Consider the following 25830-nt stretch of genomic DNA (forward strand, 5'->3'; position numbering starts at 1 on the left):
AGGACATGGCTGCAACGAGGCCACTGGGATGGGGAGTTGGGCATGGCGGCACAGAACATCGACGATGTCGTGGACGGACTTGCCGGAATCGTGCGGGAGGCCGAGCGCACCGGTGACCGGATCGGGTACTTCGCCGCGCTGTACCGGCAGGTGACCGTCGAGATCCGCGCCGCCATCCACGCCGGGCAGTTCGACGACGGCCCCCGCATGGACCGTTTCGACACGATCTTCGGCAACCGCTACTTCGACGCGTACGACGCCTGGCGCCGTGACCGGAGCGGACCGCGCTGCTGGCGCGAGACGTTCGGGCTGCTGGACGACGCCGACACCGTCATCGTCCAGCACCTGGTCCTGGGCGTGAACGCGCACATCAACCTCGACCTGGCGGTCGCCGCCGCACGGACCGTCCCGGGCGAGGACATCCACGTCCTGCACCACGACTTCCTGCTGATCAACGACATCCTCGCGCGGGTGGTGCTGGCGGTGCAGGACTCCGTCGACGCCGTGTCGCCCCTCCTGTCGCTGCTGGACAAGGTCGGCGGCCGCACCGACGAGCGGATCCTCGACTTCAGCGTCCGCGAGTCCCGCGCGGAGGCATGGCACAACGCCGTCCTGCTGTCCGGCCAGAACGAGCAGGAGCAGGCGGCCACCGTCGAACGGCTCGACACCCGGGCCACCGTCCTCGCCCGGCTGACAGCGCGGCCCGGCGGCCTCGTCCGCCCGGCCCTGGAACTGATCCGGCACACCGAGAGCGACGACGTCCCGGCCGTGATCAGCCACCTGGACGGCGCCGTGCAGGGAGCCGCCGCCCGGTGATCAGTCCGCGCCGTCGGCGGCCCCAGGTCGACGGCGGCGCACCAGGCCCCTGACCCAGGCCTGCAGGAACACCAGGTAGGCGACGGCGACGCCGAGCGCCCAGGCCACCGAGAGCCCGCCGCCCGCGATCACGGCCGCCTCCAGCACGGCGACGAACAGCAGCAGCGCGCCGTCACGTATCTCCGTCCGGGTCATGCCGGGAATTCCACAGGTCAGGCAGCGAGTGAGCCAGTCCCGGCGGCGCCCCGTTCGGTCACGATTGGATTTCGGCCACCTCCGAACCCTTGCCGGACCCCCGTGTAATCGATTCCAATCCTCCCTACACGCAGTCGTGTAATCGATTCCACGAGGAGGTGGAGCGGCGATGGCGAGCATCAAGGACGTGGCCGCCGAGGCGGGGGTCTCCGTCGCCACGGTGTCGCGGGTCCTGAACGACCATCCGTCGGTCAGCGACGACGCCCGTACGCGGGTGCTGGCGGCCGTCGCCGTGCTGGGCTACCGCCCGAACGCCGTCGCCCGCTCCCTGCGCACCGACCAGACCCGCACCCTGGGCCTGGTCATCAGCGACGTGATGAACCCGTACTTCACCGAGCTGGCCCGCTCGGTCGAGGAGGCGGCCCGCGCTCTCGGCTACAGCGTCATCATCGGCAACGCCGACGAGCGGCCGGACCTCCAGGACCACCACGTGCGGACGCTGCTCGACCGGCGGATCGACGGGCTGCTCGTCTCCCCCACCGACGGCGGCTCACCGCTGATGCTGGAGGCGGCACGGGCCGGGACGCCCATGGTCTTCGTCGACCGGTGGATCCCGGGCATGGACGTCCCCGTGGTGCGGGCGGACGGACGATCCGCGATCCGCGATCTCGTCGCGCACCTGTGCGGGCTCGGGCACCGGCGGGTCGCGATCATCGCCGGGCCGGCGGCCACCACCACCGGCAGCGAGCGTGTCGAGGCCTTCCGGGAGGCGCTCGCCGAGTACGGCGTCCCCCTCCCCGACGCCTACACGGGCCAGGGCGACTTCCAGGCCGAGAGCGGGCGGCGGGTCACCGAGGGGTTCCTCGACCTGCCCGAGCCGCCCGAGGCCGTGTTCGCCGCGGACAACCTGATGGCGCTGGGCGCGCTGGACGCGATCCGGGCGCGGGGGCTGCGGGTGCCATGTGACATAGCACTGGCCGCCTTCGACGACATCCCCTGGTTCGTGCACACCGACCCCCCCGTCACCGCCATCGCCCAGCCGACCCGCGAGCTCGGCCGCGCCGCCGTGCGCGCGCTGGTCGACCGCATCGAGGGACGGCCCCCGCAGTCCGTCACCCTCCCCGCCCGGCTCGTCGTCCGCCGTTCGTGCGGCGAGGGCCGCGACCCCCACCCCCCACAGTCACCCACCCCTGTGCAAAGGAGCACATCGTGAGCAACCCGGACGAGTTGCTGCGCATCGAGGGCATACGGAAGTCCTTCCCCGGCGTGGTCGCGCTCGACGGCGTCGACTTCGATCTGCGCCGGGGCGAGGTGCACGTACTCCTCGGTGAGAACGGCGCGGGCAAGAGCACCCTCATCAAGATGCTCTCCGGCGCCTACACCCCCGACGCGGGGCGGATCCTGGCCGGCGGCGAGGAGGTGCGCATCCATGGTGCGCAGGACTCCGAGCGGCTCGGGATCGCCACCATCTACCAGGAGTTCAACCTCGTACCCGACCTCACGGTCGCCGAGAACATCTTCCTGGGCCGGCAGCCGCGCCGCTTCGGGATGATCGACCGGAAGCGGATGGAGGCCGACGCCGAGGTCCTGCTGAAGCGGGTCGGCGTGCACGTGTCGCCACGCGCGCGTGTCCGTGAACTCGGGATCGCCCGCCTCCAGATGGTCGAGATCGCCAAGGCGCTCAGCCTGGACGCGCGCGTGCTCATCATGGACGAGCCGACCGCCGTGCTCACCTCGGAGGAGGTGGAGAAGCTCTTCGCGATCGTGCGGCAGCTGCGCGCGGACGGGGTCGGGATCGTCTTCATCACGCATCACCTGGAGGAGATCGCCGCCCTGGGCGACCGGGTCACCGTCATCCGCGACGGGAAGAGCGTGGGCCAGGTGCCCGCCACCACGCCCGAGGACGAGCTCGTCCGGCTCATGGTCGGGCGCTCCATCGAGCAGCAGTACCCGAGGGAGCGGGGCGAGGCCGGGGCGGCGCTGCTGTCCGTGGAGGGGCTGACCCGGGACAGCGTCTTCCACGACGTGAGCTTCGAGGTGCACGCGGGCGAAGTCGTCGGGATCGCCGGGCTGGTGGGTGCCGGTCGTACGGAGGTCGTACGGGCGGTCTTCGGGGCCGATCCGTACGACAAGGGGGCCGTGAAGGTCGCCGGTACGGCGCTCAGGCGGTCCGACGTCAACGCGGCCATGGCCGCCGGGATCGGGCTCGTCCCCGAGGACCGCAAGGGCCAGGGGCTGGTGCTGGACGCCTCCGTCGAGGAGAACCTCGGCCTGGTGACCCTCCGGAAGGCGACCCGGGCCGGGATCGTCGACCTCAGGGGGCAGCACGTCGCCGCCGAGCGGATCGCCGGGCAGCTGGGCGTGCGGATGGCCGGGCTCGGGCAGCACGTGCGGACGCTCTCCGGCGGCAACCAGCAGAAGGTCGTCATCGGCAAGTGGCTGCTCGCCGACACCAAGGTGCTGATCCTCGACGAGCCGACGCGCGGCATCGACGTCGGCGCCAAGGTCGAGATCTACCAGCTGATCAACGAACTCACGGCCGCCGGGGCCGCCGTGCTGATGATCTCCAGCGATCTGCCGGAGGTCCTCGGGATGAGCGACCGGGTGCTGGTGATGGCCCAGGGGCGGATCGCGGGCGAGCTCGCCGCCGGCGAGGCCACCCAGGACGCCGTCATGTCCCTCGCCGTGAGCACCCCCACGAGCGCCCCCGCCGCTCCCACCACAACCGACAAGGAGGCCGGACGTGGCCACTGACACGCTCAAGAACCAGAACGCGGGCGCCGGTGGCGTCTCCGGTGTGCGCCGGCTGCTCCTCGACAACGGCGCGCTCACCGCGCTGATCGTCCTCGTCATCGCCATGTCGGCGCTGTCCGGGGACTTCCTCACCACCGACAACCTGCTCAACGTCGGCGTCCAGGCCGCCGTGACGGCGATCCTGGCGTTCGGTGCGACGTTCGTGATCGTCGCGGCCGGCATCGACCTGTCGGTCGGCTCGGTGGCGGCCCTGTCGGCCACCGTGCTGGCGTGGAGCGCCACGTCGCACGGGGTGCCGGTGTTCCTGGCCGTCGTCCTCGCCGTCGCCACCGGCATCGCGGCCGGTCTCGTCAACGGCTTCCTCATCGCGTACGGCAAGCTGCCGCCGTTCATCGCGACGCTCGCGATGCTGTCGGTGGGGCGCGGTCTGGCGCTGGTGATCTCCGGGGGCTCCCCCATCGCCTTCCCCGACTCCGTCTCGCACCTCGGTGACACCCTCGGCGGCTGGCTGCCGGTGCCGGTGCTGGTCATGGTCCTCATGGGGCTGATCGCGGCCTTCGTGCTCGGCCGGACCTACATCGGGCGCTCGATGTACGCGATCGGCGGCAACGAGGAGGCCGCCCGGCTGTCCGGGCTGCGGGTGAACAAGCAGAAGCTCGCCATCTACGCCCTGTCCGGGCTGTTCGCGGCCGTCGCCGGCATCGTGCTCGCCGCCCGGCTGTCCTCCGCTCAGCCGCAGGCCGCCAACGGTTACGAACTGGACGCCATCGCGGCCGTCGTGATCGGCGGCGCCTCGCTGGCCGGCGGCACCGGCAAGGCGTCCGGCACGCTGATCGGCGCGCTGATCCTCGCGGTGCTGCGCAACGGCCTCAACCTGCTCAACGTGTCCGCGTTCTGGCAGCAGGTCGTCATCGGCGTCGTCATCGCGCTGGCCGTCCTCCTGGACACCGTGCGCCGCAAGGCCGGGGCCACCCCGCTCGCCGCCGGCACCGGGGGCAACAAGGGCAGGCAGGCCGGGACGTACGCCCTGGCCGCAGTTGTGACCGCGGCCCTGGTGGCCGCGACCTCCCTCCTGCACACCGGCTCCTCCTCCACCAGCCCGAAGATCGGCCTGTCCCTGTCCACCCTCAACAACCCCTTCTTCGTGCAGATCCGAGCCGGTGCCCAGGCCGAGGCGAGGAAGCAGGGCGTGGACCTGACCGTCACGGACGCCCAGAACGACGCCTCGCAGCAGGCCAACCAGCTCCAGAACTTCACCAGTTCGGGGCTGGGCGCGATCATCGTCAACCCGGTCGACTCGGACGCGGCGAGCAACTCCGTGAAGGCGGCCGACAAGGCGGACATCCCGGTGATCGCCGTCGACCGCGGCGTGAACAACGCGAAGACGGCGACGCTGGTCGCCTCCGACAACGTCGCCGGCGGCGAGCTGGCCGCGAAGACGATCGCCGAGAAGCTCGGCGGCCAGGGCAAGATCGTGATCCTGCAGGGCCAGGCCGGTACCTCCGCCGCCCGGGAGCGGGCGCAGGGCTTCGCCGAGGGCCTCAAGGCCTACCCCGGTATCCAGGTGGTGGCCCAGCAGCCCGCCGACTTCGACCGCACCAAGGGCCTCGACGTGATGTCGAACCTGCTCCAGGCCCACCCGGACGTCCAGGGCGTCATCGCCGCCAACGACGAGATGGCCCTCGGCGCGATCAAGGCGCTGGGTTCCAAGGCCGGTTCGTCGGTCTCGGTGGTCGGCTTCGACGGCACCCCGGACGGCCTGACCGCCGTCAAGAACGGCACGCTGTACGCGTCGGTGGCCCAGCAGCCCAGCCAGCTCGGGAAGATCGCCGTGGACAACGCCCTCAAGGCCGTCAAGGACCAGAAGATCCCGTCGGCGATCAAGGTCCCGGTGAAGGTGGTCACGAAGGACAACGTGGCCGGTTTCACGGGCTGAGGCACCAGGGAGGCGGCCGGGCGCTTGAATGGAGCCCCGGCCGCCTCGACCCATTCGCAGAGGGAGTCATCTGATGTACGACTACGACCTCCTGGTCGTGGGATCGGCCAACGCCGACCTGGTGATCCGTGTCGAGCGGCGGCCGGGCGCGGGTGAGACCGTGCTCGGCGGCGACCTCGCCACGCATCCCGGCGGCAAGGGCGCCAACCAGGCGGTCGCGGCCGCCCGGCTCGGTGCCCGTACCGCCCTGCTGGCCCGGGTCGGCGACGACGCGCACGGCAGGCTGCTGCTCGACTCGCAGCGGGCGGCCGGTGTGGACACGGTGGGTGTGCTGGCGGGCGGGGCGCCGACGGGGGTCGCCCTCATCACCGTGGATCCTTCCGGCGACAACAGCATCGTGGTGTCGCCGGGCGCGAACGGCCGTCTGACGCCGGCGGACGTGCGGGCCGCGGTGAGCCTCTTCCACGCCTCCCGGGTGGTGTCCACGCAGCTGGAGATCCCGCTGGAGACGGTGCTGGAGGTCGTACGGAACCTGGCGCCCGGCAGCCGTTTCGTCCTCAACCCCTCCCCGCCGCGGCCCCTCCCCGGTGAGGTCCTGGCGGCCTGCGACCCGCTGATCGTGAACGAGCACGAGGCGCGGGTGATCCTGGGCGAGGCGTGCGTGAGCGAGGAACCGGCCGACTGGGCGCGGCTCCTGCTCGCCAAGGGCCCGAAGTCGGTGGTGGTGACGCTGGGCGCGCAGGGTGCGCTGGTGGCCGACGGCGACGGCGTCTCGCACGTCTCCTCCGTGAAGGTGGACACGGTGGACACGACCGGTGCCGGGGACGCGTTCACGGCGGCCCTCGCGGTACGGCTCGGAGCGGGCGAGTCGCTCGGCGCGGCGGCGGCGTACGCGGCGCGGGTGGGGGCGGCGGCGGTGACCCGGCGGGGCGCGCAGGAGTCGTACCCGACGGCGGCGGAGGTCGACGCGCTGCGCTGTGCCGATCCGGGGGCGGACGGGCGAGGCGAGGCGCTGTGAAGAAGACGGGGATCCTCAACCGTCACCTCTCCGGCGCCCTCGCCGAGTTGGGGCACGGGCACGGGGTGCTGGTGTGCGACGCCGGGATGCCGATCCCGAAGGGGCCGCGGGTCGTGGACCTGGCGTTCCGGGCCGGGGTGCCGTCCTTCGCGGAGGTGCTGGAGGGGCTGCTGGCCGAGCTGGTCGTGGAGGGCGCGACCGCGGCGAGCGAGATACGCGGGGCCAATCCGGCCGCCGCCGCGCTGCTGGACGGGCACTTCCCCGACCTGGCACTGGTCCCGCACGAGCGGCTGAAGGAGCTGTCGGCGGAGGCACGGCTGGTCGTACGGACCGGGGAGGCCCGGCCGTACGCGAACGTGCTGCTGCGGTGCGGGGTGTTCTTCTAGACCGGCTACGGCTCCGGGAACACCAGCGGCACGCCGTACCGCTTCTCGGCGGCGCGCAGGGCCGGGACCAGGGTGGTGCGCAACGCGCGGACGGCGGCGGCGTGTTCGGGGGCCGCGAGGAAACGGGCGCGCAGCCCGGCGCGGGCGGGTTCGCGCACCGCCTCGACCGGGCGCATGCAGGCGGCGTACGCCTGGCCCAGCTCGCGCTCCCGCACCGCGAGGCCGCTCGCGTCGGCCGTCTGCATCAGCTGGTCGGCGAGGGCGAAGTAGGCGTTCTCGTCGCGGGCCTCGATGCCGTACCGGGCGAAGCAGTCCGGCAGGGTGCGCAGGGCGCGGAGGGTGGCGGGGTCCCGGCGCAGTGACGTGACCGTGGAGAACCACTGCCCCTGCGTTTCGGCGTAGCGGTCGCGCAAGGCCTTGGCTGCCGCCGTCCCCCGGGTGAGGCAGGCGCGTACCTCGGCCGCGGCTCCGGTCCGCGCCGGGGCGGGGCTCGCCGACGGTGCGGGCACGGTGGCGCTCTCGCTGGTGCCGTGGCGGGCGATGAAGTCCAGGTCGGGGAGTTCGGAGTAGCGGATGAAGGCGATCGGCGGCTGGGCGGGCAGGGTGAAACCTCGGTCGCGGGCGCAGGAGGCCGCCGCGGCCCGCTGCACCTGCTGTACGAACACGTCCAGCCCCTGCGTCCAGCGGGACTCCGCGCCGGTCGCGGGCAGGACCATGCGCACCGGGTCGGCCGGCAGGGTGTCGCCGAGCCGGGCCGGGGTCACGGTGGCCGCGCGGGGGCCGGCGTCGGGCTGCGCGGCCTGGCCGGTCGTGCAGGCGGTGACCGCGGTGGCGAGCAGGGTGAGGGCGGCGGCGAGGGCCGGGCGGGCCGAACGGAGCATCCGGATCATGGGGTCCTGCCTACGGGTGGAGGCGGGTGCCGCGGACCGCTCGGGCCCGCGGCGCCCCTGGAACTCTTGAACCGGGTCAGTGCGTGATGTGGACGGTGTCGCCGCCGTCGATCTTGCTCGCCACCGTGAACTTCGTGTTGTCGCTCACATCGGTGCACAGCGCGTAGGTGGAGTCGTTGATGCTGTGGCTGCCGTCGCCGGCCCAGACGTACCCCTTGTTGCAGGTCACCCAGGAACTGCTGGAGGTGTGGTAGAGGCGGCCGGCGTAGTAGTCGCCGATCGCGGACGTGGAGTCGTCGGAGTAGGTCAGGTTGAGGTCGTTGCAGCTGCTGGACGCCGACTTGTTCGCCGTGCCGCCGACGCCTTCGTAGGGTCCGGTCTTCAGCGTGACGGTCACGCAGGCGTCCGGGGCGGCGGACGCGGCGGGCGCGAACACCAGACAGCCGGCGGCGGAGACGAGCGCGAACGCGCCCGCGGCGATGGCCTTCCTCATGGGTCCCCCTAGTGGTGATCGGGTGTGAGTGGCTCGGTCACCCGAAACGCTGGCAGAGCACCCGGCACACGGACCACGTCTTTAGACAGGGCTCTAAAGTCCCTCGCCGGGCGGCGGAGTTCGCCGCTCCGGCGAGGCCCGGGACGCTCACGTGGCCCCTGGGGCGAGACCGGGGCGCGGTGCGTCGTGCGGATTCGCCCTGAGCATCGCGGCGCCCAGCGGGGTGAGGGTGTGCAGGACGGTGTTGTGGTGGCGCTGGCTGACGACCAGGCCGGCGTCCCGCAGCACGGTGGTGTGGTGGGTGGCCGTGGGCACCGACACCCCCAGGAACCGGGCCAGTTCGGAGGTGGTCGCGCCGAGTGCGAGGGACCGCAGCGCGGCCGCCCGGGTACGGCCGAGCAGTGCCGCGAGCGAGGCGTCGGGCGGGTGTCCGGGGGTGGGCGCGCGCAGTGCGTGCACGGGGTAGACCAGCAGCGGCTGGAGGGTGTCGTCGGCCATCGAGACCGGTGACTGCCAGCAGAAGTAGGAGGGGACCAGGCGCAGTCCGCGGCCGGCCAGGTGCAGGTCACGGTCCTCGACGTAGTCGACGTGCAGGACCGGCGGATGCCAGCGGATCGCGGGTGACAGGCCGGCGAGGAGTCCGTCGACCCCGGCCGCGAGGGCGTCCCGGCCGCGCTGGGCGCGCTCCGCGGCGACGGTGGCGAGAATACGGCTCTCGTGGGGCGCGACCACCGCTTCGTGGTAGGCCCGCAGGAGTCCGGCCAGGTCCTCCCTCGCCTCGCGTTCCAGCAGCCGGGGCGCCCAGTCGGGGGCGCCGCTGGACCGGTCCAGCAGCCGGATCTCGTGGGCGACGCGCTCCGGCGGGGTGTCGACGATCGCCGCGAGCCCCCGGTCCAGGCCGTCGGCGGCCTCCTGCGGGGTGAGGAAGTCGGGCAGGTAGCGGGCCCGGGGCAGCACGGGGACCAGGAGCCGGCGTACGGCTCCGCCGAGCCGGGTGCCGGCGAGAGTGGTCCGGGTCTCGCGGTACCAGTCGGCGTACGCCCAGCGGCCCCGCGAGGTCTGTAACCGGTGCAGACTGCAGGCGACCTCCCAGAGCGGGTCGGGGGCGCTCGCGACCTCGATACGAGTCAGATCCCGAGGCGTGAAGTGGATGCGCAGCACGAGAACCGCCCCCCGAGTCGAACAGTCGTCCGGTCAAGAGCAGCCTGGGGCACACGGCACCCGGGAGCAACACAGGAACCGGCCGTGACGGAGCGGGCTGCGCCCGGACATGTTTCGAGGGGGCCCGGCCCGTGGACCGAACCCCCTCGGCTTTCCCCTCCGCATCAGAACCCCCGCGATCCCCCCGGATCCCCCTCCGAAAGCCCTGATGCCAAGGAGACCGGCGGGGCGGGGGGAGGGTTGTACGCGGTTCCAAGATTTTTCCGCCCGGGGCTGGAGCCGCCGCGGGCCGAGCGCGTCAACCAGTGACAATCCAAGGCGGCCGCGAAGACAGGTGCCGCATGGGATCCAACGGATTCGGCGAGCGCGCAGGCCCCCCACGACACCTGCCCCACTTCCTGCCGTCCTTGACGTGGAGGGTCGCCTTGCTGCCCTCCTTGATGCCGTCAAAAGGTGCGGTCAGTTCTCCAGCCGGACCGGCATCAGGAGCGAGAAGGCACCCTCGTCGTCGGGCCGGCGGATCGCGATCGGCGCGGTGGGCGCGCCGATCTCCAGCACCAGTCGGTCACGGGCTCCGGCGGCCAGCGCGGCCAGCAGGAACGCACGGTTGACGGCGACGCGGTCCGGGTCGCCGTCGGCGTCGGCGTCGGCGTCGGCGCAGAGGGCGACCGTGCCGTCGTCCTCCACCCTGAGCACGCTCAGATCGGGTGCCCCGGACTCCCCGGAGCGGACGGGACCGGTCTGCAGGGCCTGCCGGAAGGCCGCCACCTCGACGACGGCGCGGCGTCCGCCGGGCCGGGGCAGGAGACGGCGGTAGTCGGGGAAGTCGTGGTCGAGGCACCGGCCGGCCGCCTGCCGGTCCCCGGCCTCCAGAGTCACCCGGTCACCGTCGACGGAGAGCCCCACGGCTCCCTCGCCGTCCAACAGCGGCCGCATCGCGTCGGCGAGCGGAGCGGGCACGACGACCTGCACGCGGCTCCCCTCGTACCCGCCGACACCGGCCCGCGCGACCGCCATCCGGTACCGGTCGGTGGCCACGGCGTGCAGACTCGCGCCCTCGATGTCGAACAGCACCCCGCCGAGCATCGGCAGCTCCGGGTCGGTGCTCGCCGCGAAGCGAACCGAGTCCAGCGCGGCCGCCAGCTCCGGCGCGGCGACGGACAGGCGGACGGAGGCGGTACGGAGCGAGGTCATGACGTTCTCCCTGTGATCGAGTAGGGCTCGGAGCGCGGACAACTCGGCGCGGGCATCGGACAGCCCCTGTTCCAGACGGCGCAGGTGCACCGTGAGCAGCTTCCGGACCAGGTCGGTGTCCGGGCCGGACCAGCCGGCCAGCACCAGCCGGATGTCCGCCAGCGGCATCCCGGCCCGGCGCAGGCGGGCCAGCAGCCGGGCCTCTTCCAGCTGGCCGGGCTCGTACCAGCGGTAGCCGCTCACCGGATCCACCCAGGCGGGGACCAGCACACCGGACCGGTCGTAGAACCGCAGGGCACTCACGCCCAGGCCGCTGTCGCGGGCCATCTCCCCGATGCTGCGCATGTCGTTCTCCACACCCGGCACTCTGGGCCCTGCACAAGGTCGAGGGTCAACCCGGCCGGGCGCCGGTCTTCCCGGCGGGCGGCCGACCGCGTCGGCAGGGGCCGTGCGGGACGGGTGTTTCGGTGGCCGGCGCCCCGGAAGTGCGGGAACGCGGAGCGGAGTTCGGGATCGCGGAGGAGGTCGGGAAAGGGGCGCGGCCTGCCCGTCCGCACGGGAAGCGGGCAGGCCACCGACCGGTCAGGCCGCCGTGTGCCGCACGAACCGTTCCGCCGTCTCGGCGAGCACCTCCCGCCCGTCCCTCGCCCACAGCCCGTCGTTGAAGAGCTCCACCTCGATGGCGCCGGTGTAGCCGGCCGCCTCCACGTAGCCCTGCCACTCGCGCATGTCGATCGCGCCGTCGCCGATCTGGCCGCGGCCGTTGAGGACGCCCTCCGGCAACGGGGTGGTCCAGTCGGCGAGCTGGAAGGTGTGGATGCGGCCGCCCGCGCCGGCCCGGGCGATCTGTGCGGGTGCCTGGTCGTCCCACCAGATGTGGTACGTGTCGACGGTGACGCCGACCTGGTGGGCCGGGAAGCGTTCCGCGAGGTCCAGGGCCTGGGTGAGGGTGGAGACCACGCAGCGGTCGGCGGCGTACATCGGGTGCAGGGGCTCGATGGCCAGGCGGACGCCGTGCCGCTCGGCGTAGGGGCCGAGTTCGGCGAGGGCGTCGGCGATGCGTTCACGGGCGCCGTGCAGGTCCTTGGAGCCGGTCGGCAGGCCGCCGGAGACCAGGACCAGGGTGTCCGTGCCGAGGGTCGCGGCCTCCTCGACCGCCCGCCGGTTGTCGGCGAGCGCCGCGGCACGCTCGTCCGGGTCGATCGCGGTGAGGAAGCCGCCGCGGCACAGGGTGGTGACGGTCAGACCGGCCTCGCGGACCAGCTTGGCGGCCGCGTCGACGCCGTACGCCTGCACCGGCTCGCGCCACAGGCCGACGGCCGGTACGCCCAGTCGCCCGCAGGCGTCGGTGAGTTCGGGCAGCGACAGCTGCTTGACGGTCATCTGGTTGATGGAGAAACGGGACAGGTCGCCGGTCACTGGCTGACTCCGTACAGGGCGAGGAGGGTCTTCATACGGTCCTCGGCCAGCTTGGGGTCCGGGAACAGGCCCAGTCCGTCGGCGAGTTCGTAGGCGCGCGCGAAGTGCGGCAGCGAGCGCGCCGACTGGAAGCCGCCGACCATCGTGAAGTGGGACTGGTGGCCGGCCAGCCAGGCCAGGAGGACCACGCCCGTCTTGTAGAACCGGGTGGGGGTCTGGAAGAGGTGCCGGGAGAGCTCCACGGTGGGGTCCAGCAGGCGGCGGAAGCCCGCCGTGTCACCGGTGTCCAGGATCCGCACCCCCTCGGCCGCCAGGGGCCCCAGTGGGTCGAATATGCCGAGCAGGGCGTGGCTGAAGCCCTGCTCGTCGCCCGCGATCAGCTCGGGGTAGTTGAAGTCGTCGCCGGTGTAGCAGCGGACGCCCTGCGGCAGGCGGCGGCGCAGGTCGACCTCGCGCTGCGCGTCGAGCAGGGAGACCTTGATGCCGTCGACCTTGTCGGGGTGGGCGGCGATGACCTCGAGGAAGGTGTCGGTGGCCGCGTCCAGGTCGGACGAGCCCCAGTAGCCCTCCAGCGCCGGGTCGAACATCGGGCCGAGCCAGTGCAGGACCACCGGCTCGGCGGCCTGGCGCAGCAGGTGGCCGTAGACGTCGAGGTAGTCCTCGGGGCCGGTGGCGGCCGCCGCGAGCGCCCGGGAGGCCATCAGGATGGCCTGGGCGCCCGACTCCTCGACGAGGGCGAGCTGCTCCTCGTACGCCGCCCTGATCTCGGCGAGCGTGCCGCCGGTGATCTGGTCGGTGCCGACGCCGCAGGCGATCCGGCCGCCGACGGCACGCGCCTCGGCGGCGCTGCGCCGGATCAGCTCGGCCGCGCCCGCCCAGTCCAGGCCCATGCCGCGCTGGGCGGTGTCCATCGCCTCGGCGACACCCAGGCCGTGCGACCACAGGTGGCGGCGGAAGGCGAGGGTGGCGTCCCAGTCGACGGCGGCGGGCGAGTCGGGGTTCGTGTCGGCGAACGGGTCGGCGACGACGTGCGCCGCCGAGAAGACCGTGCGGGAGGCGAAGGGGGTGCCGGGGGTGAGGGCGAGGGGTTCGGTGCGCGGCTCGTACGCCCGCAACGACCCGTCCGCGGCGGGGAGATGGATGGTCACAGCGCGATCTCCGGTACCTCGATGCGGCGGCCCTCCGTCGAGGACTTCAGGCCCAGCTCGGCCAGCTGCACGCCGCGGGCGCCGGCCAGCAGGTCCCAGTGGTAGGGGGCGTCGGCGTAGACGTGCCGGAGGAACAGCTCCCACTGGGCCTTGAAGCCGTTGTCGAACTCGGTGTTGTCGGGGACCTCCTGCCACTGCTCGCGGAAGGCGTAGGTGGCGGGGATGTCCGGGTTCCAGACCGGCTTGGGGGTCGCGCTGCGGTGCTGGACACGGCAGTTGCGCAGGCCGGCGACCGCTGAGCCTTCGGTGCCGTCCACCTGGAACTCGACCAGTTCGTCGCGGTTGACGCGGACCGCCCAGGAGGAGTTGATCTGGGCGACGGCGCCGCCGTCGAGCTCGAAGATGCCGTACGCGGCGTCGTCGGCCGTCGCGTCGTAGGGCTTGCCGTTCTCGTCCCAGCGCTGCGGGATGTGGGTGGCGGTGAGGGCCTGGACGGACTTCACGCGGCCGAACAGCTCGTGCAGGACGTACTCCCAGTGCGGGAACATGTCGACGACGATGCCGCCGCCGTCCTCCGCGCGGTAGTTCCAGGAGGGGCGCTGGGCCTCCTGCCAGTCGCCCTCGAAGACCCAGTAGCCGAACTCGCCGCGGACCGAGAGGATCCGGCCGAAGAAGCCGCCGTCGATGAGCCGCTTCAGCTTCAGCAGGCCGGGCAGGAAGATCTTGTCCTGGACGACGCCGGACTTGACGCCCTTGGCGTGCGCGAGCCGGGCCAGCTCCAGGGCGCCGTCCAGGCCGGTGGCCGTCGGCTTCTCGGTGTAGATGTGCTTGCCGGCGGCGACGGCCTGCTTGATGGCCTCCTCGCGGGCGGAGGTGACCTGGGCGTCGAAGTAGATGTCGATGGTCGGGTCGGCGAGGACGGCCTCCAGGTCGGTGGAGATGTGCTCGTCCGAGAGGCCGTGGCGGTCGGCGATCTCGCGGAGCGCGTGCTCGCGGCGGCCGACCAGGACCGGTTCCGGCCACAGCACCGTGCCGTCGCCGAGGTCGAGTCCGCCCTGCTCGCGCAGGGCGAGGATCGAGCGGACGAGGTGCTGGCGGTAGCCCATGCGCCCGGTGACGCCGTTCATGGCGATACGCACCGTCTTGCGGTTCACGTGTTTCCCTTCGTCCGCGTGCGTCTCAGCAACGCAGCAAGCGCTTTCTATATGGTCTGAAGTTAGCCTTTGACCCCTGGTCTGTACAAGACCGTGATGGGGTCGAGTTGTTCGAGGGGGCGAACAACAGGAGTGAATGGCCTTATGGTCTGCACGGCAAGGGGGCTTCCTATGAGCAAGCTGTTGATCGGGCTGCCGATCAGGCTGCGTACGACGACGTACGACGAGACGCGTGACCGGAGGACGACAAGATGACGGTGACCCTGGCGGACGTGGCGGCCCGCGCCCAGGTCTCGCCCGCGACGGTGTCGCGCGTACTGAACGGCAACTACCCCGTGGCGGCGTCCACACGGGAGCGGGTGCTGCGGGCGGTGGACGAGCTGGACTACGTCCTCAACGGGCCGGCGAGCGCGCTCGCGGCGGCCACCTCCGACCTGGTCGGCATCCTGGTCAACGACATCGCCGACCCGTTCTTCGGGATCATGGCGAGCGCGATCCAGGGCGAGATCGGCGGTCCGGGCGGGCGCGCGGGCGGCGAGCGGCTGGCGGTGACCTGCAACACCGGGGGGTCGCCGGAGCGGGAGCTGACGTACCTGACGCTGCTGCAACGGCAGCGGGCGGCAGCGGTGATCCTGACCGGCGGGGCCGTGGAGGACGCGCCGCACGCGGCGGCGGTGGCGGCGAAGCTGCGGAAGCTGGCGGACGCCGGGACCAAGGTGGTGCTGTGCGGGCGGCCGCCGGCGCCGGACACCAACGCGGTGGCGCTGACCTTCGACAACCGCGGCGGCGGCAAGCAGCTGACCGAGCACCTCATCGGCCTGGGCCACCGGCGCCTCGGCTACATCGCGGGCCCGGAGGAGCGGACGACCACCCGGCACCGCCTCGAGGGCCACCGGGCGGCGCTGGCCGACGCGGGTATCGAGGAGGACCCGCGCTGGACCGTGCACGGGCGGTACGACCGACGGGCGGGCTACGAGGCGACGCTGGAGCTGCTGCGCCGGGACCCGACGCTCACCGCGGTGGTGGCGGCGAACGACTCGGTCGCGCTGGGCGCGTGCGCGGCGCTGCGGGAGTCGGGGCTGCGGATCCCGGCGGACGTGTCGGTGGCCGGCTTCGACGACCTGCCGTTCAGCATCGACGCGGTGCCGTCGCTGACGACGGTCCGGCTGCCGCTCGCGGAGGCGGGGGCGCGGGCCGGCCGCATCGCCATGGGCCGCGAGGAGCCGCCGCCGGGCGGGATCGCGACGGTCCGCGGCGAGCTGATGGTCCGGGGGTCCTCGGGGGTGCCACGCGGCTGAGCGCTCCGCTGGGGGAGGGCCGCGATGTGGCGTCCGGCGGCTGCCGGGTGCAGCGCCGTCGTGGCTGGTCGCGCAGTTCCCCGCGCCCCTAGGGGCGCTGCTGAACCGCAGCCGACCTGGCACAGGGGACGACACCGGGGGCACGGCTCAGATGCCCCGGACGTCCCTCGCTCCCGGTATCGGCCGGGCAGCCGCCCGGCCGATACCGGGGCCGGATACACGGATCCGGGTGCCCGAAGGTCGGGCACCCGGATCCGTCCTTTGATTTCAGGGGAGGGTCAGACGCGGAGGGCCGGCTCAGTCCCAGCCGCCCCAGCCGTAGTCGTCGTCGCCGCCGCCGTAGCCACCGTGGCCGTGACCGCCGTAGCCGCCATAGCCACCGCCATAGCCGCCGTGACCGCCGTAGCCACCGCCGCCGTAGCCACCGCCGCCGTAGCCACCGCCGCCGTGGCCTCCGCCGCCGTAACCTCCGCCGCCATGGCCGCCACCGCCGCCGCCGTGGCCACCGCCACCGCCGCCGCCGTGGCCACCGCCACCGCCGCCGCCGTGGCCGCCGCCGCCACCGCCACCGCCGTTGTCCTGGTAGGAGACGACGTGGTCGGGCGCCGCGTGGGTGGCCGCACTGGCGACTCCGGCTCCGGCGGCGAGCGCCAGGATGGGTGCCGAAATCGCAGCGATGGCGACCCTCTTCATACGTGTGGTGTGCGCGCGCATGGTTCGCCCCTCTCCGAGGGTGTGGTTAGTGACGACGGCCGCCATGTCAGGAGGGTCGGCCGCCCTGCGTGCGCTCCAGAGCCTGCGCGCAGCTCAGAACGCGTCCGCCGCCCGTGATGCCGGTTCTCCGCACCGGTCCGAGCTCTTCCGGCGGACCACGTCACGTCCTGGTTGAAACGGACATAAGTGACGTTCGTGTATAAACCTACGGCGCGGACGCGACGAAGTCAAAAGCAGGACCCGGGCCAACCAAAAAAGACAAGTAAAGCCCGCGGCGCCGCCGTTCGGGCCGACGCCTTCCGGCCGGGCGGGGTGGCGGGATAGCCTCGGAGGCGCGGTATCTCTGACTCAGTCAAACATCGGGGTCCAGCCATGACCGTCCAGGACGTCCGTGCCTTCAACCGCTTCTACACCAATCTCATCGGCGCCCTCGACTACGGCCGCCACCTCTACGCCCCGTACACCCTCACCGAGGCCCGGGTGCTGTACGAGCTCGCGCACGCCGCCGACACCGACGCGGCCGACCTGCGGTCCGATCTCGCGCTGGACGCCGGATACTTGAGCCGGATCCTCAACAAGTTCGAGGAGGCCGGGCTGATCGAGCGCGCGCCCTCGGAGAAGGACCCGCGGCGGCGGCGCGTCTCCCTCACCCAGGGCGGCCGGGCGGCCGCCGAACTGCTCGACGAACGGGCCCGGGAATCGGTCGGCTCCCTGCTGGGCGCCGTCGACCCGGGCGAGCGGTCCCGCCTCGCCGAGGCGATGCGCACCATCCGCACGATCCTCGGCGACGGGCACACCCCCGAGGGCTCCGGCGAGGTCGTGCTGCGCGAGCCGCACCCCGGCGACCTGGGCTGGATCGTGCAGCGCAACGCAGCCCTGTACGCGGCCGAGTACGGCTGGAACACCGACTACGAGGGCCTCGTCGCCCGGATCGTCGCCGACTACGCCGAGGACCACGACCCGCACCTGGAGCGGACCTGGATCGCCGAGTGGGCCGGGCGTCCGGTGGGCTGCGTGATGTGCGTACGGGACGACGCGCCGGGCACCGCACGGCTGCGGCTGCTGCTCGTCGAACCGGAGGCCCGCGGGCTCGGCATCGGCGACCGGCTGGTCACCGCCGTGACCGACTTCGCGCGCGGGGTCGGCTACCGGGAGCTGGTCCTGTGGACCAACGACGTGCTGTCCGCCGCCCGCAGCATCTACCAGCGGCACGGTTTCGTCCTCACCGCCGAGAAACCGCACCGCTCCTTCGGCAAGGACCTGGTCGGCCAGGACTGGCGGCTGGACCTGCACACGACCGGTGAGTGAGAAGTAGGTTGGTGGGCATGAAGTTCGCCTTCTCCACCCTCGGGGTTCCCGGTCTGCCGGTGCCGGACGTGCTGGCCCTCGCCACCGCCCACGGCTACCACGGCGTCGAGCTGCGCGCCCATCCGGAGGAGCCCGTGCACCCCGGCCTCGGCCCGGCCGCGCGCTCGGACGTGGCCGCCGAGTTCAAGGCGACCGGGGTGGAGGTCCTGGGCGTCGCCGGGTACGCGCGCCTCGCGGCGCCCGGCGCGGACGCCCCGGTCCTCGACGAGACCCGCCAACTCCTCCAGCTCGCCCACGACCTGGGCGCCCCCTACGTCCGCGTCTTCCCCGGCGCCGACCCGTCCCTGCCCGCGGCCGAGTCCGACGCGATCGCCGCCCGGCGGCTCGGCACGGTCGCCGAGGACGCCGCCGCGCTCGGCGTACGGGTGCTGCTCGAGACCCACGACTCGCACCGCACCGGCGCCGCGGCGATCCGGGTCCTCGGCCCGGTCGGCCACCGCATGGTCGGCTCGCTCTGGGACGTCATGCACACCTGGCTGGGCGGCGAGCAGCCCGCCGAGACCTACGCGGCGCTCGCCCCGCACCTCGGCTACGTCCAGGTCAAGGACATCGCCTCGGCCGACGACACCACCCCGCTGCCGCTCGGCGCCGGGATCCTCCCCCTCTCCGAGTGCGTCGAGGTGCTCTCCCGGCACGGCTGGGACGGCTGGCTGTGCTGGGAGTACGAGAAACGCTGGTACGAGGCCGCGGCCCCGCTGCCCGGCCTGCTGGCGGCGGGCCGGGAGCACCTGGCCCGGCTGCTCACCGAGTCGGCCTGACCCCCGCCCTCACGCGCCGGCCACCGGAATCCCCCACCCCGCGGCCAGCTCACCGAACGCCTCGTGGAAGCCCGGGAAGGTCTTCTTCACGCAGCCGGGGTCGTCGAAGGAGATCCCGGGCGTGCGCAGCCCGGTCACCGCGAAGGACATGACGACGCGGTGGTCGCCGTAGGTCTTGATCTCGGCCGGGACGGGCGTGCCGGGCCGGATCTCGATCCAGTCCTCGCCCGTGGCGACCTCGATGCCCAGCCGGCGCAGGTTCTCCGCGCAGGCGTCGAGCCGGTCGCACTCCTTCACCCGGGTGTTGGCGACGTCCTCGATCCGGACGGGACCGCTCGCGAAGGGGGCGACGGCCGCGAGGGTGGGCATGGTGTCGGAGATGTCCCGCATGGCGACGGTCAGGCCGCGCAGCCGGCCCGTGCCCCGGACGGTCGTCCGGTCCTCGCCGACCTCCACGTCCGCGCCCATCCGCCGCAGTACGTCCACGAACCCGAGGTCCCCCTGGAGCGCGCCCCGCCCGAGCCCCGGGACGGTGACCTCACGGCCCGTCACGGCCGCCGCGGCGAAGAAGTAACTGGCGGTGGAGGCGTCCGGCTCGACCGCGTAGGTGGTGGCCCGGTACCCGCCCGGCGGCACGACGAAGGTGTCCCCCTCCCGCGCCACCTCCACCCCGAACGACCTCATCATCGCGATCGTGATCTCCACGTACGGCGCGGACACCAGGTCCGTCACCCGGATCCGCAGGCCCTTGCGGGTGAGCGGGCCGAGCAGGAGCAGGGCGGTGAGGTACTGCGAGGACTGCCCGGCGTCGAGCGTCACCTCGCCGCCCTCGACGCCGGCCGCCTCGATGCGCAGCGGGTGGTGGCCCTCGGCCGCCTCGTGGCGCAGGTCGACCCCGAGGTCGCGCAGGGCGCGGGTGAGCGGGGCGAGGGGGCGGCGGCGCATCTGCTCGGAGGCGTCGAAGCGGTAGCTGCCGTGGCCGGCGGCGGCGAGGGTGGGCAGGAAGCGGGCGGTGGTGGCGCCGTCCCGGCAGTAGACGTCGGCCTCGGGCAGCGCGGGGCCCTGCGGGCGGCCGTCCACCTGCCAGGTGTCGGGGGTGCGGCCGACTCGGTAGCCGAGCCGGGCCAGGCCCTCGGCGAAGCCCTCGGTGTCGTCGGAGCGGAGGGGGCGGACGAGGGTGGTGACTCCGTCGGCGGCGGCCGCGAGGAAGAGGGCGCGGGCGGTGACGGACTTGGAACCGGGGATGTCGACGAGGGGCATGCCGTCATGATCGCTTGCCGGGAGGCTCGGGTGGGGGGTTTTCCAGGGGGTGGAACAGGTCGTTCGTCGACTTCGGGCCGGTGGGGGTTGTTCGCGCAGTTCCTCCCCCAGCCTTCGGCCGGGGGCACCCCCAGCGCCCCTTTCAGGGGCGCTGTCCCTGACGTAACTTCCAGCTCCCCCTTCCCGAATTACGGAAACGGACCGCCCGACGGGAACCCCTCCCCCGTCCCGTCCGTCCAAAGCGCAGGCTGTCGGAAGAGTCTCCGTGGTGTGGTGTCGGCCCTCGCTGCTGGCTGCGAGCGCCGGCCTACCCTCTCCGCCGCACCACGGCCGCCGGCCCGCCGCCATCGACGTGCCCCCCTCCCAATGCGCCGATGGCGGCCCCTCTGCGGGTACCGTGCTTTCCCTTGACGGAAAGAAACTTCCCGAATATTGGTGATCCCACGGAAGTTTCCTTCAGCCGGTTTCTCCACCGGAAGGAGCGCACGTGCCCTCCAGACGCACCGTCCTCGCCGCGACCGCGGGCGTCACCGCGGGACTGGCCGTCGGCACCAGCGCGAACGCCCTCGGCTCCGACGACAAGAGACTCCGCGCGATCGTCTCCCGGATGACGCTCGAGGAGAAGGTCGGGCAGCTGTTCATGATGCGGGTCTACGGGCATTCGGCCACCGACCCCGACCAGGCCGACATCGACGCCAACCTCAAGGAGATCGGCGTCCGCACTGCGGCCGAGCTGATCGGGAAGTACCGGGTCGGCGGGATCATCTACTTCACCTGGACGCACAACACCCGTGACCCGCGACAGATCGCCGAACTGTCCAACGGGATCCAGCGGGCCTCGCTGGAACAGCCGCGCGGCCTGCCCGTCCTGATCGCCACCGACCAGGAGCACGGCGCCGTCTGCCGGATCGGCAGGCCCGCCACGCTCTTCCCGGGCGCCATGGCCCTCGGGGCGGGCGGCTCCCGGGCCGACGCCCGCACCGTCGGCCGTGTCTCCGGCGCGGAGCTGCGGGCGATGGGTGTCCGGCAGGACTACTCCCCCGACGCCGACGTGAACGTGAACCCGGCCAACCCGATCATCGGCGTACGGTCCTTCGGGGCCGGCCCGGACGCGGTCGGGGCGCTGGTCGCCGCCGAGGTGCAGGGGTACCAGGAGGCGGGCGTGGCGGCCACCGCCAAGCACTTCCCGGGGCACGGCGACACCGCCGTCGACAGCCACACCGGCTTCCCGGTGATCACGCACAGCCGGGAGCTGTGGGAGAAGCTGGACGCGGTCCCGTTCCGGGCGGCGATCGAGGCCGGCATCGACTCCGTCATGACCGCGCACATCCAGTTCCCGGCCCTGGACGGCTCCGGCGACCCGGCCACCCTCTCGCACCCGGTCCTCACCGGCATCCTGCGCGACGAACTCGGCTACGACGGGGTCGTGGTGACCGACTCCCTGGGCATGGAGGGGGTGCGCACGAAGTACGGCGACGACCGGGTGCCGGTGCTCGCCCTGAAGGCCGGAGTGGACCAGCTCCTCAACCCGCCCACCCTGGACATCGCCTGGAACGCCGTCCTGAAGGCCGTGCAGGACGGTGAGCTGACCGAGTCCCGGCTGGACGAGTCGATCCTGCGGATCCTGCGGCTGAAGTCCCGGCTGGGGCTGCTCGACCGGCCGTACGTCAACACGAAGGACGTCGGCCGGGTGGTCGGCGCGGCGAAGCACCTCGCCGCCGCCGACCGCATCGCCGAGCACACCACCACCCTGCTGGTCAACGAGGGCGGACTGCTCCCCCTCTCCCCGCGCACGCACGCAAAGGTGCTGGTCGTGGGCGCCGACCCGGACTCGCCGTCCGGTACGACGGGCCCGCCGACCGGCGTGCTCGCCGCCGCCCTCACCGGACTGGGTTTCACCGCGAGCGCGTTGTCCACGGGTACCGCGCCGTCCGCCACGACCGTCGACAAGGCCGTCGCGGCGGCGCGGGAGGCGGACGCGGTGGTGGTCGGGACGTACAACGTGACGGCGGGCAGCGGACAGCAGCAGCTGGTGGAACGGCTGGTCGCGACCGGCCGCCCGGTGGTGGCGGTGGCGGTGCGCAATCCCTACGATGTCGCCCAACTCCCCTCCGTGCGAGCCTGCTTGGCGGCCTACTCCTGGACCGACGTCGAACTGCGGGCCGCGGCGCGGGTGATCGCGGGCAAGGTGGCGCCGCGCGGCAGACTGCCGGTGCCGGTGCAACGGGCGGACGATCCGGCCCAGGTGCTGTATCCGATCGGCCACGGGCTGACGTATTAGACGTACGCCGCGGAACCGGGCGTAACGTCCCCAACAGGCGGAAAGCCTCCCGTACAGCTGACGCGGACCGTGATCGCGGGCCACGCTGGCAGGGGGGTCGGTATGCGGAGCAGACGTTTTGCGGGGGTCCTGGTGGCGGTGGCCGTCGTGCTGCTGCCGGCCGGTTGCCGGACGCCGTCGTCCGAGGCACCGGCGGGCAGCGCGCGCTCGACGGCGAGCCCGGCGCCGTCCGGGTTCGGCACGCGGTTCCTCGCGGTCGGCGAGTGCAGCTCGTTCGGGACCGCCGGCTTCACCGAGGTGCCCTGCACCAGTGAACGGGCGGCGGCCCGGGTGATCGCCCGGTACGACGGCACCGTCGCCGACGGTCCGCTGTGCCCGGCCACCACCGACTTCGTGCTGCACATCGGCGCCCAGCGCGCGGGCGGCGGCGAGGACGGCGACGGAACGATCCCGCAGGGCTACGCCTGCATGCGCAGCCTGGAGCCGCCGCACCCCGGCGACCCCGGCGGGGGCGGCGGCCCGCGCACGATCGTCGGCGACTGTGTCTACGGCTCGGGCCGGGGCGAGGTCCGCGAGACCGCCTGCGACGGCTCGGGGAGACGCAAGCCGCAGTACCGGGTGGTACGGGCGGTGGCCTCACGGGACGCCTGCCCGGCGTCCACCGCCCTCTACGTGCAGCTGGGCGGTGAGCATCCGGTGGGCTGCGCCCGGCGGCTGTGAACGCTCCGTGTCAGCAGCGCCCGCAGCGGGGGCTCGTCCGGAGCGTCCAGGGCACGGGCCAGACAGTGGGCAGGCGTCGCGGTGATGCCGCGGACGCCGCTCCCGTCACCACGACTCGGCCTGCCGGAACAGCGCGATCGCCTCCGCGAAGAACCAGACGCAGAACAGCAGACACGCGCCCCACAGCCCCCACAGGACCCAGCGGACCTCTCGTCGTATGCGCACGGGCGGTCCCCCCTCAGCAGAGGATCCATCCCGAGCTCACCGAGCTCCGCCCCACCGTGCCCCGCACCCACACGCACCGGTGTCCCGCGTGGACCGTGACCGGGCCCGCACGGTGGCTGTACTTGCCCTTGTCGACGACCGGGCGGTTGCCGCGGGCCTGGACGCTGACGGACATGGTCCGCCTGCCGCCGGAGTTCTTGGGCAGGGTGATCGCGCAGACGTAGCCGCCCTGCCGGTAGACGTGCACGGTGCCGGTGGCGAAGGCCAGGGTCCGTACCTCGCGCCCGGCGCAGTTCGCCGCCGTCACGGCCTGGGCCTCGGCCGGTGCCACGAGCGCGAGCGCCCCGGAGGCGGCCAGCACGGCCACACCGAGCGCGAGCCGTCGGCGTATCCCACCCCTGTCCACAGTCGTCCCCTCCCGTACCGCAGCTGTGCACCAGCCATGACCGTACTGTTGTACGGACGCCCGACGTATGTCGGATGGTTGCACGGCCGTCAGGGAGGCGGGCTCACCGGGTCGCGCCCACCGGCTCCTCCGGTTCCTCGGGCTGGCCGATGAAGGTGCGCCACAGCTCGGCGTACCGGCCGTCGCGGGCGAGCAGTTCGTCGTGGGTGCCGTCCTCGGCGATCCGGCCGTGGTCCATGACCACCACCCGGTCGGCGCGGGCCGCGGTGGTCAGCCGGTGGGCGACCACGAGGGTGGTACGACGGCCCGTCAGGCGGTCGGTGGCCATGTTGACCTGGGCCTCGGTCGCCAGGTCGAGGGCCGCCGTCGCCTCGTCGAGGAGCAGGACGTCGGGGTCGACCAGCTCGGCCCGGGCGAGGGCGATCAGCTGGCGCTGGCCCGCGGACAGGTTGCGGCCGCGCTCGGCCACCTCGTGGAGGTAGCCGCCGTCGAGGGTGGCGATCATCTCGTGGGCGCCGACCGCGCGGGCCGCCGCCTCCACCTGGGCGTCGGTGGCGTCCGGGCGGCCGTAGGCGATGGCGTCCCGGACCGTCCCCGGGAAGAGGTACGCCTCCTGCGGGACGACCCCGAGCCGGTGCCGGTACGAGGTGAGGTCGAGGTCGCGCAGATCGGTGCCGTCGACCGTCACCCGGCCGCTCGTCGGGTCGTAGAACCGCGCGACCAGCTTGACGAGGGTCGACTTGCCGGCGCCGGTCTCGCCGACGAAGGCGACGGTCTGCCCGGCGGGGATCGTCAGGTCGATGCCGTCCAGGGCTGCGTCGCCCTCGTCGGCTGCACCGTATGCGAAGTGCACGTTCTCGAAGGCGATGTCGCCGTGCAGGGAACCGACGTCGCGGGGCCGCTCCGCCGCCTGCGTGGACGTCGGCTCGCGCAGGAGTTCCTGGATGCGGCCGAGGGAGACGGTCGCCTGCTGGTAGCCGTCGAAGACCTGGGAGAGCTGCTGGACGGGGGCGAAGAACAGGTCGATGTAGAGCAGGTAGGCGACCAGCGCGCCGGTGGTGAGGGTCGCCGCCTCCACCCGGTGGGCGCCCGCCATCAGCACGCTCGCCGCGGCCACCGACGACAGCAGCTGGACGAACGGGAAGTAGACCGATATCAGCCACTGCCCCCGGATACGGGCCTTGCGGTAGCTCTCGCTGCGCTCGGTGAAGCGGCGCCCGCTGTCCCGCTCCCGCCGGAAGGCCTGCACGATGCGCAGCCCGGACACCGACTCCTGGAGGTCGGCGTTGACCACCGACACCCGCTCGCGGGCCAGTTCGTACGCCTTCACGCTCGCCCGGCGGAAGAAGAAGGTCGCGACGACCAGCGGGGGCAGGGTGGTGAAGACGACGAGCGCGAGCTGTACGTCGATCACCAGCAGGGCGACCATGATCCCGAAGAAGGTGACGACGGAGACGAACGCGGTGACCAGGCCCGTCTGGAGGAACGTGGACAGCGCGTCCACGTCCGTCGTCATCCGCGTCATGATCCGACCGGTCAGCTCCCGCTCGTAGTAGTCGAGCCCGAGCCGCTGGAGCTGGGAGAAGATCTTCAGGCGGAGGGAGTAGAGGACCCGTTCGCCGGTGCGGCCGGTCATCCGGGTCTCGCCCGTCTGGGCCGCCCACTGGACGAGCACCGCGACCAGGCCGAGCAGCGAGGCCGCCCAGACCGCGCCGATCGCCATCTTGCTGACGCCCTGGTCGATGCCGTGCCGGATCAGGATCGGCAGGAGCAGGCCCATGCCGGCGTCCACGGCGACCAGCCCGAGGCTGACGAGCAGGGGCCCGCCGAAGCCGCGCAGCAGGCGGCGCAGGCCGTAGGAGTCCTCGGGGCGTACGGCGCCGGCCTCGTCGATGTCGGGGACGTCGGTCGCCGGGGGCAGCGCCTCGACCTGGGCGAGGAGTTCGGGGGTGGCCGGGGTGCCGGCGAGGGCGAGGTCACGGGGCGTACGGTCGCCGGTCCACAGCCGCGGGGTCACACCGCGCTCGGCGTCGAACTCGGCGTCCAGCTCGTCCCGCACGGAGGTGTCCTCGCGCGGTTCGAGGGGCAGCGCGTGCCCCGGGGAGACCCCGCCCAGCTCGTCGGGGTCGGTGAGGAGCCGGCGGTACAGGGCGGACCGCTGCTGGAGCTCCTCGTCGGTGCCGATGTCGGCGAGCCGGCCGCCGTCGAGGACGGCGATGCGGTCGGCGAGGTTGAG

Annotated in this window: 23 protein-coding genes; 11 read left to right on the forward strand and 12 right to left on the reverse strand. The window is 72.9% G+C overall.

All coding sequences use genetic code 11. From position 1 onward, the window contains the following. Positions 1 to 42: 42 nt before the first annotated feature. Positions 43 to 816 (forward strand): DUF5995 family protein, encoded by a 774-nt coding sequence (locus JF597_RS28510; protein ID WP_294002078.1) that lies wholly within the window; start codon positions 43 to 45, stop codon positions 814 to 816. Here the strand turns inward: JF597_RS28510 and JF597_RS28515 are convergent, their stop codons facing one another. Further along, on the reverse strand, positions 817 to 1011 hold the full coding sequence (locus JF597_RS28515; protein WP_294002079.1) for a hypothetical protein: 195 nt from the start codon (positions 1009 to 1011) through the stop codon (positions 817 to 819). 169 nt (positions 1012 to 1180) lie between these two features. On the opposite strand from JF597_RS28515, the gene JF597_RS28520 reads away from it, so the two are divergent. The 5 genes from JF597_RS28520 to rbsD all read left to right on the forward strand — a co-directional run bounded on the left by JF597_RS28520 (position 1181) and on the right by rbsD (position 7105). Beyond that, positions 1181 to 2224, forward strand: coding sequence for a LacI family DNA-binding transcriptional regulator (locus JF597_RS28520; protein ID WP_294002080.1), 1044 nt, complete (start codon positions 1181 to 1183; stop codon positions 2222 to 2224). Further along, the gene (locus JF597_RS28525; protein ID WP_294002081.1) at positions 2221 to 3765 is read left to right on the forward strand and encodes a sugar ABC transporter ATP-binding protein; all 1545 of its coding nucleotides are present in this window, start codon (positions 2221 to 2223) and stop codon (positions 3763 to 3765) included. The genes JF597_RS28520 and JF597_RS28525 overlap by 4 nt, the downstream gene beginning before the upstream one ends. Further along, positions 3755 to 5701, forward strand: a complete 1947-nt coding sequence (locus JF597_RS28530) for a substrate-binding domain-containing protein (RefSeq protein WP_294002083.1) — start codon at positions 3755 to 3757, stop codon at positions 5699 to 5701. The genes JF597_RS28525 and JF597_RS28530 overlap by 11 nt, the downstream gene beginning before the upstream one ends. A gap of 73 nt (positions 5702 to 5774) precedes the next feature. After that, complete coding sequence (locus JF597_RS28535; RefSeq protein ID WP_294002085.1) at positions 5775 to 6719, forward strand: ribokinase; 945 nt, start codon at positions 5775 to 5777, stop codon at positions 6717 to 6719. Continuing rightward, a complete protein-coding gene (rbsD, locus tag JF597_RS28540) occupies positions 6716 to 7105 on the forward strand; it encodes a D-ribose pyranase (RefSeq protein ID WP_294002086.1) in 390 nt (129 codons plus the stop codon). The genes JF597_RS28535 and rbsD overlap by 4 nt, the downstream gene beginning before the upstream one ends. 5 nt (positions 7106 to 7110) lie before the next feature. Here the strand turns inward: rbsD and JF597_RS28545 are convergent, their stop codons facing one another. The 7 genes from JF597_RS28545 to JF597_RS28575 all read right to left on the reverse strand — a co-directional run bounded on the left by JF597_RS28545 (position 7111) and on the right by JF597_RS28575 (position 14564). Then, a complete protein-coding gene (locus JF597_RS28545; protein ID WP_294002088.1) occupies positions 7111 to 7995 on the reverse strand; it encodes a hypothetical protein in 885 nt (294 codons plus the stop codon). A gap of 76 nt (positions 7996 to 8071) precedes the next feature. Continuing rightward, the gene (locus tag JF597_RS28550; RefSeq protein WP_294002090.1) at positions 8072 to 8488 is read right to left on the reverse strand and encodes a hypothetical protein; all 417 of its coding nucleotides are present in this window, start codon (positions 8486 to 8488) and stop codon (positions 8072 to 8074) included. 147 nt (positions 8489 to 8635) lie between these two features. Beyond that, positions 8636 to 9649, reverse strand: a complete 1014-nt coding sequence (locus JF597_RS28555; protein WP_294002092.1) for a DUF5937 family protein — start codon at positions 9647 to 9649, stop codon at positions 8636 to 8638. 459 nt (positions 9650 to 10108) lie between these two features. Then, the gene (locus JF597_RS28560; RefSeq protein WP_294002093.1) at positions 10109 to 11188 is read right to left on the reverse strand and encodes a MerR family transcriptional regulator; all 1080 of its coding nucleotides are present in this window, start codon (positions 11186 to 11188) and stop codon (positions 10109 to 10111) included. A 237-nt stretch (positions 11189 to 11425) separates the two neighbouring features. Further along, positions 11426 to 12226: a sugar phosphate isomerase/epimerase family protein gene (locus JF597_RS28565; RefSeq protein WP_294002119.1), complete on the reverse strand. Its 801-nt coding sequence runs from the start codon at positions 12224 to 12226 to the stop codon at positions 11426 to 11428. Between the two features lie 32 nt (positions 12227 to 12258). Next, on the reverse strand, positions 12259 to 13410 hold the full coding sequence (locus tag JF597_RS28570) for a dihydrodipicolinate synthase family protein (RefSeq protein WP_294002095.1): 1152 nt from the start codon (positions 13408 to 13410) through the stop codon (positions 12259 to 12261). Next, the gene (locus tag JF597_RS28575) at positions 13407 to 14564 is read right to left on the reverse strand and encodes a Gfo/Idh/MocA family oxidoreductase (RefSeq protein WP_294002096.1); all 1158 of its coding nucleotides are present in this window, start codon (positions 14562 to 14564) and stop codon (positions 13407 to 13409) included. The genes JF597_RS28570 and JF597_RS28575 overlap by 4 nt, the downstream gene beginning before the upstream one ends. Before the next feature lie 251 nt (positions 14565 to 14815). Between JF597_RS28575 and JF597_RS28580 the strand changes: the two genes are divergently transcribed. Beyond that, positions 14816 to 15862: a LacI family DNA-binding transcriptional regulator gene (locus JF597_RS28580; protein ID WP_294002098.1), complete on the forward strand. Its 1047-nt coding sequence runs from the start codon at positions 14816 to 14818 to the stop codon at positions 15860 to 15862. Positions 15863 to 16159: 297 nt separating this feature from the next. Here JF597_RS28580 and JF597_RS28585 read toward each other — a convergent pair whose 3' ends face one another. After that, positions 16160 to 16555: a hypothetical protein gene (locus JF597_RS28585; protein WP_294002100.1), complete on the reverse strand. Its 396-nt coding sequence runs from the start codon at positions 16553 to 16555 to the stop codon at positions 16160 to 16162. A 393-nt stretch (positions 16556 to 16948) separates the two neighbouring features. Between JF597_RS28585 and JF597_RS28590 the strand changes: the two genes are divergently transcribed. Both JF597_RS28590 and JF597_RS28595 read left to right on the forward strand, forming a co-directional pair. Further along, entirely contained in the window at positions 16949 to 17884 is a 936-nt protein-coding gene (locus tag JF597_RS28590; protein WP_294002102.1) for a bifunctional helix-turn-helix transcriptional regulator/GNAT family N-acetyltransferase, read from the forward strand. A 17-nt stretch (positions 17885 to 17901) separates the two neighbouring features. Beyond that, positions 17902 to 18702 carry a sugar phosphate isomerase/epimerase family protein gene (locus JF597_RS28595; RefSeq protein ID WP_294002103.1) on the forward strand — a complete coding sequence of 267 codons (801 nt, stop codon included), beginning with the start codon at positions 17902 to 17904 and terminating at the stop codon, positions 18700 to 18702. A 9-nt stretch (positions 18703 to 18711) separates the two neighbouring features. On the opposite strand, the gene aroA is transcribed toward JF597_RS28595, so the two are convergent. Next, a complete protein-coding gene (gene aroA / locus JF597_RS28600; protein WP_294002104.1) occupies positions 18712 to 19962 on the reverse strand; it encodes a 3-phosphoshikimate 1-carboxyvinyltransferase in 1251 nt (416 codons plus the stop codon). 487 nt (positions 19963 to 20449) lie between these two features. Here aroA and JF597_RS28605 point away from each other — a divergent pair, with 487 nt between their 5' ends. Then, a complete protein-coding gene (locus JF597_RS28605) occupies positions 20450 to 22243 on the forward strand; it encodes a glycoside hydrolase family 3 protein (protein ID WP_294002105.1) in 1794 nt (597 codons plus the stop codon). A 102-nt stretch (positions 22244 to 22345) separates the two neighbouring features. After that, positions 22346 to 22963, forward strand: coding sequence for a hypothetical protein (locus JF597_RS28610; RefSeq protein WP_294002107.1), 618 nt, complete (start codon positions 22346 to 22348; stop codon positions 22961 to 22963). Between the two features lie 238 nt (positions 22964 to 23201). Here JF597_RS28610 and JF597_RS28615 read toward each other — a convergent pair whose 3' ends face one another. Both JF597_RS28615 and JF597_RS28620 read right to left on the reverse strand, forming a co-directional pair. After that, a complete protein-coding gene (locus JF597_RS28615) occupies positions 23202 to 23594 on the reverse strand; it encodes a hypothetical protein (RefSeq protein WP_294002109.1) in 393 nt (130 codons plus the stop codon). Between the two features lie 103 nt (positions 23595 to 23697). Next, positions 23698 to 25830: ABC transporter transmembrane domain-containing protein (locus JF597_RS28620; RefSeq protein ID WP_294002111.1), on the reverse strand; the 2133-nt coding region annotated here is incomplete at its 5' end.

The sequence above is a fragment of the Streptomyces sp. genome (genome assembly GCF_019510245.1).
Lineage (GTDB): Bacteria > Actinomycetota > Actinomycetes > Streptomycetales > Streptomycetaceae > Streptomyces.